Genomic DNA, 7,246 nt, shown 5'->3' on the forward strand with positions numbered 1-7,246 from the left:
ATCAATTACCGCTTGCAATATCGCTTTCATCAATTACCGCTTGCAATATCGCTTTCTTACCTACTGGATACTGACCGATTCCAGCTCCTTCTACCGCTGCATCATGCGATGCTTGCGTACTCGCAATTAGCGCTTGCAATGCCGCTTTATCTACGACAATAATTAGAATCGTGTAAGCTGAACCATTGTTCACGGTTGTTTCGATTCCGTTCGCACCCGAGACAGCTACGTCGGTCAAGAAAACGGAGCTGATTACGTTTTGACCAACCGCTTTAACCTTGAAATGAAGTTTCAACCATGGGGTCGCGTCCGTTACTGCACTGCCAGCTCCCGCACTTGCCATAAGGAGACGTAGTTGACCTGGTGTTTCTTTTCTCCCTATGACCGAAAATCCGCTTTTCATAGTCTCGATAGACAGTAACTCTAACTGAACGGGATTATAATGAATCGTTTGATCTAGCGCATACACACTTTCTGTTACATTGCTCAATGTATAGGTCAGATCAAAGGATTCGCCTATAACAGCGCTAGCTGCTCCGGTGGCCGTTACGGTGTAGCTGTCTGCTTCATCTTTCTCTGCGAACGCAGCTTTCGGAGGCAAGACAGAAACGTATAGTAACAAAGCTAAGCTAAACAAAAGAAGTTTACGGACCATTGATTCATTCTTCCTTTCGACAATCATAAACGGCTGTCGCCGTCCTTGGCGGCATAAGCTCGTTTCGCATGAAACTTATAATTTCTTATAATTTACCCTTCTACCCTTCAGCAGCTTAATTTTTTAATGCAACATCTTGAATTCTACTCTCCAAAAATCTCTAAGCCTCCTCCTACTCCATTGTAAGCTTCAATCTTTGAATTTTAATCTAATAGTAACTAATACCAAATAGTCTGAATACACGAAAAAGTACAATTTCCTCTAATATTTCTAAATCATAGTTCTCTGAAAAGAACGGATTTCACTGTTTTTTGATACTCTATTGCGAACATGTCGCAAAATTCGGATCTACTGTAAATCCTTTAGTCGTTTACGGACCATAAAAATAGGGGAGGCACTGAGCCTCCCCACCATTTGTTGTTAGCCCAATATCAATCTAGCAATAGCTGCCAGATCAAGAATGTCTATTCTTCCGTCCTTGATCACATCCGCTTTTTCATACATAGCCCAGTCCGCATCAGTAGCAGTCTTTCCATAGCTAGCTGCGATAAGACCAAGATCACCAATGCTGAATTTACCGTCTCCATTCAAGTCGCCAGCTGCCGCTACCTTCACGGAAGCTTTAAATGCTTGCAACTCTGCCTGTAATTGAGCGATCGCTTGATCCACTTGCACCTGAGTAGCTCCGCTTTGAACCGCTACTGCTTTGGCGCTATCAATTGCCGCTTGCAAGATCGCTTTCGTACCTACTGGATACTGACCGATTCCAGCTCCTTCTACCGCGGCATCATGTGATGCTTGCGCACTTGTAATAAGCGCTTGCAATGCCTCTTTATCGACTGCGATAATTTGAATCGTGTACGCGGAACCATTATTCACCTTTGTTTCGATTCCATTTGCACCCGCAACAGCTASGTCGGTTAAGGTTATCGAGCTCGTTACGTTTTGGCCAGCCTCTTTGGCCTTGAAGTTCAGTTTCAATACAGGAGCCGTATGCTTGATTGCGCTTCCGGACCCTGCACTTGCCATCAGAATTCGAACCTCACCTTCTCCTTCTTTCTGTCCAACAATCGAAAATCCACTTTGCAAGGCTTCGACTGAAAGTAATTCCACTTGGGCCCTGTCATAATGGATCGTTTGATCCAGTGCATACACGAATTCTTCAACATTGCTTAGGATGTAAGTCAACGTAAAGCTGGCTCCGGCGTCAACCTTATCGGGTCCCGACAATATCGCATTCAGTGATGCCTGGGCCGCATTGACGGTGACACTAACGCTTGTTGTTAAAGCTATCTCATCTGGATTGATTACCCCTGATGGCAAGGTAACCGTTCCATTTACTGTGAAGGTCTGTTCCGTAGTCAACAACGGATCGTAGCTTGAAGCTTCTAGATCCCATGTCACACTGGCATCGACACTTTCTGCATCCGTTTCCAGTGTTACTGTGGAAGGCAGTCCGAGAGCTTCCGCTGTTTTCGCTGTTCCGTTGGCAACTCCTGTTATTGCTGCTGGTGTCGTAATACCCGTTAGTGTCTTGTCCTGAGTCGATGACTTAAGTATAATCACCTTTTGCAAAACAATGCTCGGATACCCTTCAACATTAGCGACCGCAATGATTGTACCTGCTTCCGCATACATGGCTGGATCGAATTCAGCATACGTTAATGTCAATTCTCTAACTTCATTAGTAAACTGAGCGCTAATCGTTGACGGCAATTCCGGCGCCGTCCCCGCAACTGCGGTGACATCCTCAAGCTGACCGAGCAACTCCAGTCCCTCAACGCTGACCGTTGTACTGACCGCAGCTTCAATTCCGACCAACTTTCCTGTCGCTGTAAACGTGCCTGTAGTATTCTTGTATGCGGCTGGACTCACTCTATCCCAGCGAATCGCCGCCGTTTGATTCGTACCGTCTTCAAACGTAACATTGGTTGTCGTTGGCAAGAAAGGAGCTGTTCCAAGCACAGTAGATACTGGAGAAATCGCTGCAACCGACGAAATCGTGTACGTTTTATCAATATAAATGGTATAGTCTTTACTGCCCGCTGATGTGATTTCCGAAATTACCAGCTTGTTTCTTCCATTATTTAGATTTGTAAGCGCGACTGCAGTTGTATAGTCAGGGAAATTGGCTGTAATATCCTCACCATTAAAAGACACAACCTGACTCACGCCCGACAACACAGGTTTGGGTTTGATTAAAGTAACCGGCTGTGAATTATTGCTGACAGTTGCTCCATAAGTAGTATAATTCGGATTATAAGTTCCCAATAACGAAACATTCCCGAGGTTGAAGTTAGCACCATAATTTACAAACGTCGGATTAGAAATAATCTTTATATCATCTAGTAAAACAGTAGAGTTAATTCCTCCAAATGCAACACCTCCAGTGGAGTACGACCCGTCATTAACCGATAATATTTGGGTTCCGTCTACAACAAATCCGACTTTACCGCCATACGTCTGGATTTGGAAATCATGCCAGTTCGTTGCAACGAATCCGGCTGGCACCGCAACCCTTCCTAACGAGACGTCACTTGTTGGAGTGTGCTTACTAACTTCAAAATATGGTGTTCCAGCAGGAAAACCAGTTACTCCACCTTTATTTCTACGGTAGATCACCTGATAGGCTGGCGGGTTTGGTTCTTTTCCATTTGTATTGATATAAATTGTGAAATTATCGTATGCCTGACCTAATATGTCATTGGAACCCCAGCCAACGAATTTCCACTTCATATTGACAATATAGTTGTTCCAATCTGCACTCGTTTGATAATAACTTTGTCCATCTCCGATCACGGTCTGCATAACTTTATTACTTGGATTTGCGGGATCGGCAATAACACTCAAAACAGGCGCAATTCCTCCCTTAAGACTAAAACTCGGCACAACGCCGTCTTCAAAATTGAGGTCTAGTCGTGTTTTGTTCTCATTGGTGGTATCATAAGTCGGTACAGTCTGCATGGGAATTGAATCTAGCGCAGGTGCTGGCGTTCCCCCATAAACATAAACCTGATCAAACCAACTTGCGCCGGCACCACTAGGGGAGCCTAATTGCAAGTGGTCAAATGGCAGAGCAGTAGCGTCTTGATACACCTGGACGTTATCAATATACATCGTTACACCTGTTCCTGTGTAATCCCATTTCAATTCATGCCAACCATTAGTACGCTTTACCGTTGAGGCTTGCTCAACTCCATCAATATTTAATACATAATTATTAAAGTTTGCACTACCTGAATTTGCATTTACTCCAATACCTCTACTCTTTACTCCGTCATCTGCTCTTGCCATAGTATAAAAGTTTCTCATGTTAAAAGGTCTACCCGAATCATAACCAGTCGGATTTATAGCAAATGGGTCAAACATTTTTACTGAAACCACTTTGTTTAAGGATTGAGAAAAATCCCTATATAATACAGGTTTTCCAGAACCTGAATCATCTATCATAAGAGAGCGACTATCCTGTAAAGGTGTGCCTGCCATATATAGCGTAGTAGTTTTTGGAAGYGTATTTTGATAGCTCCATTTTGCCATATCAATTTCCTTGTCCTCAAAGCTGTCTTCAAAGTAAATATCTGTTGGTTTATTGGCAGCAATCCATGGAGTTTTATATTCCGCTGGATAAGCAGCGGTTACACCGATTTTATCAAATTCCATCTTAGAAGGATCAAATGTAGGATCTTTATCATATGCTGGTCCATAATTTAAGTTTGTGTTGTCTGAAATAAGCGCCTTATCACCATAAGCAGCTTGGAAGTATGAACCGCCCTCAAAATTCAAGTTCTGTGAATTGGTAGACATAACATTTTTAAAGCTTAGTCCATTTGCGCCCATGTCTGTATTGATGTTGTTAGGTGTAAGGTTTGTCATTGTAGGATTCGAAGCTGTTTGATCTATAATAACTTGTTCAAAATAATTGCGTTTATAGTTAGGTTCAGGATCTTTACCCATATAAATCCAACCTACAAAGAGTGCGCCATCATCTCCGCCGTCTTGTTGGCTATCATGTATATACACATATTCAAAACGATTGTCATGAATATAAAAATCGTTGTAACGGTTTAAAAATTTGTCTCCAAAACCACCCACATTGTTTGGATTTCTCGCATTACCCGCTTGCAGAAGCAATCCTCTACGAGGGCTGTTGTAAATCTCGACATGTCTTACCGTGTTTCTGCCTGCATTGTTCATTGAAATACCTGCTGAACAAAGCACCAATTCACCCACGTCATGAATAATGGTATTTTCGATCAGATTATCTCTCGAGTAGCCTTCTCCATTGATGCCTCCATTAATGGGGTCACCAGGATATCCACCCTCAATTTGAATCCCATCGTGACCGACATGCTCAATTAAACTATCACGAATAGTAATATTATGGTTTGCTAAATACAATGAAATACCATTCATGCCTCCGTTTTTTATGTGAGAGCGCTCAATATTTATAAATGAGGCATAGTTCATTTTAATTATGCCAACCTGAAATTGCGGACGGTCTACACCTTCGGAATATGATGGATTGGTTGAATTCATGGCTTCGGGCGGATATTTCCCCATACCCGTACCTGTATCGCCCCAGTTCCAATAAGGTGAATACCAATCAGGAAAATTGGTATCTGCGAACTTGATTCCGTTAAACTGAATGTTATGAACCGTATTATCCTTATCATTTCCTTTGAAAAGAACGATTGTCTCTACTTTAGGTATAATTACATCCAATTGTGTAATATCGCCTGTTGGATAATAATAAAGATCGCCTGTTTTTTTGTTATAGTAAAATTCGCCAGGCTGGTCAAGAAATCCTAAGTTGCCTTGAACAAAGAAAGAACTTTGATCCCCAACCGTAAAGCGGGGTCTGTTAAATTCAGGTTTTGCTGGGTCAGTTTTAAAAGTAAACTTGCCTGTGGTATAACTACTAAGCATAAGTGTATTGCTTTCCCAGTGTCGATCTCCGCCGTAATCATCTGTAAAAACCTGCGCGTCAAAGTCACCGCGCGCAATTGCGCTTATCATTCCGTTTCTAGTGTTAGCATCCAGAATAGAGTCATTAAAAGTCATGGATGTAACGTTTGAGCCACCTGCCCCACCACCAGTTGTTTTGTAATAGTCACTAAATGAGCTAGGAAATTTGGGACGTTTATTTAAGTTTGGCGAACGAGCCATGACCTGTCTTGTATCATTCACATAAAGCGTATTAAAGTCTTTACTTGGATAATCTCCAGTGCCAACAAACGTTTTATAAACCATACCCGAAATACTGTCTGGTAAATCTCCATCCGGATTTGTAGTTGGATCAGCTGTACCGTTAACTAAGGTCCATGAGTTAGGGTCCACCTTTTCTCCGCCAATAAAATTAACAGTATTGAGTCCATCCATTTCATGATAAATAATGTTATGACCATTTGTACCAGAATCCGCAACACCAAATTCTACTGTGTTCGTAATGTAGTAATTACCGGCTGCAAAAAATACATAAATATCACCTGTCATATTACTGTTAATTTTTGCAACAGCCTTACGAGCGCCATCTAAAGTAGCAAGCGGCTGTTCATAGGTTCCTGGGTTTGCGTCTTTACCTGTGGGTGATACAAAGATTTCTGCCTGAATATTGCCATGCTGTATTGTTTCGGCCTTCACGTTGACTGCCGATGCTCCAAACATTGTTAAAGTCATAGTCGCCGCGAGAACGATACTCAGTAATCTCTTGAGCATGAATACACCTCTCTCATTTTTATTATTAATAGGATTACCATTGCAGAATGACAATCTTACTCGTAAATGTAATGATTCATAGATATTCTGCTTCCAGATCTGTTCCTTAATAAACCTGGAATTCGGATAGCCCAGTATCAATCTAGCAATCTCTGCAAGATCAACAATGTCTATTCTTCCGTCCTTGATCACATCCGTTTTTTCATACATAGCCCAGTCCGAATCAGTAGAAGTCCTTCCATAGCTAGCTGCGATAAGACCAAGATCACCAATGTTGAATTTACCGTCTCCATTCAAGTCGCCAGCTGCCGCTACATTCACTGAAGTAGTAAAGGCTTGTAACGCTGCCTTCAATAACACTAGCTGGTCCAGTAGCCGTTATCGTGTAGCTCGTCGGCACGGATTTACCAGCAACTTTATAGCTTCTTTTGCCTTTAATGGCGTTCCTTCTACCGTTCCATTTACTGCATAAGCCCCCTCCTGCTCCATTGCAAGCTTCAATCTTTGAATTTTAATCTAATAGTAACTAACACCAAATAGTCTGAATACACGAAAAAGTACAATTTCCTCTAATATTTCTAAATCATAGTTCTCTGAAAAGAACGGATTTCACTGTTTTTCGATACTCTATTGCGAACATGTCGCAAAATTCGGATCTACTGTAAATCCTTTAGTAGTTTACGGACCATAAAAAAAGGGGAGGCACTGACCCAATGTCATTAAGTTAAGACGCAGGGCCAAAAATCAAGAACAAGAGCAGGTTATCGAAAAGATAGCTCGCTCTTTTTTTTTGCACAAAGAAGAAAAATAGAACTTGACAAGCAGATGAAATGGTGTGGCGAAGCCCCTTGAAAAAACGAGGAGGTTACGCCAATG

At 42.0% G+C, this 7,246-nt stretch carries 2 protein-coding genes; both read right to left on the reverse strand.

The features are described 5' to 3' along the window. Position 1 precedes the first annotated feature (1 nt). Complete coding sequence (locus AC1DWN_RS23720; RefSeq protein WP_477561361.1) at positions 2-655, reverse strand: cohesin domain-containing protein; 654 nt, start codon at positions 653-655, stop codon at positions 2-4. 420 nt (positions 656-1,075) lie between these two features. Next, positions 1,076-6,724, reverse strand: a complete 5,649-nt coding sequence (locus AC1DWN_RS23725; protein WP_477561362.1) for an Ig-like domain-containing protein — start codon at positions 6,722-6,724, stop codon at positions 1,076-1,078. Positions 6,725-7,246: the final 522 nt, after the last annotated feature.

The organism is Paenibacillus sp. P4_A7 (genome assembly GCF_056402455.1).

What these genes read in the sequence shown, in the direction of transcription:
- AC1DWN_RS23720 (WP_477561361.1), bottom strand. Translation starts at nt 655, where the DNA reads ATGGTCCGTAAACTTCTTTTGTTTAGCTTAGCTTTGTTACTATACGTT.